Source organism: Streptomyces sp. NRRL WC-3549 (assembly GCF_000721935.1).
Lineage (GTDB): Bacteria > Actinomycetota > Actinomycetes > Streptomycetales > Streptomycetaceae > Streptomyces.
This window is the reverse complement of the sequence record NZ_KL585451.1, coordinates 10,135-10,851: the sequence shown is the minus strand read 5'-3', so window position 1 is coordinate 10,851 and position 717 is coordinate 10,135. Positions and strand designations below refer to the sequence as shown.

Annotated in this window: 1 protein-coding gene; it reads left to right on the top strand. The window is 73.4% G+C overall.

The genetic code is table 11. The features are described from left to right. Positions 1–717, top strand: a 717-nt coding sequence (locus tag IH13_RS0135470) for a SpnB-like Rossmann fold domain-containing protein (RefSeq protein ID WP_420713445.1), incomplete at both ends; no start/stop codon positions are given.

Sequence of the window (717 nt, the reverse complement as noted above, 5' to 3'; positions counted from 1 at the left end):
CTCCTGGACTGGTGTATCCCTGTACGCCGCCGGAGCCTCCGCGCTCCGGGTGCGGCTCTCGCCCACCGGCACCGGCACCGACACCGTGTCCGTCGCGCTCGCCGACGAATCCGGGGCGCCCGTCGCCTCCGTCGGTGCGACCGTGCTGCGCCCGGTCTCCACCGAGCAGCTCAGCACCTCCCGCAGCCCCCACCACGACTCGCTCTTCAGGGTCGACTGGCCGGTCGCCCAGAGCAGCGGCACGGCCCCGGACACCAGCGGCTGGATCGTCCTGGGCGACAGTGACTTCGGACTCCCGTCCGGCGGCCGGTTCGCCGACCTGTACGACCTCGGAGCAGCGGTCGACGACGGCCTCGCCGCCCCGGACACCCTCCTCATCCCGTGTGTGACCGAACCGGGCACCGACACGGTCGAGGCGGCGCACGGCGCGGTCGCACGCGTGCTGGCGCTCGCCCAGATCCTGCTCGAGGACGAGCGGTTCGCGTACACGCGCGTCGTCCTCATCACCCGCGGTGCCGTCGCCGCCACCGCCGAGGACGAGGTCGAGGACGTCGCGCAGGCGACCGTCTGGGGCCTCGTCCGCTCGGCACAGTCGGAGAACCCGGGCAGGTTCGTCCTGGCAGACATCGACGGACTGCCCTCCTCTCACCGCGCGCTTCCCCAGGCGCTGGCCGACGGCGAACCGCAGTTCGCCGTCCGGGTCGGCCAGGTACGGGT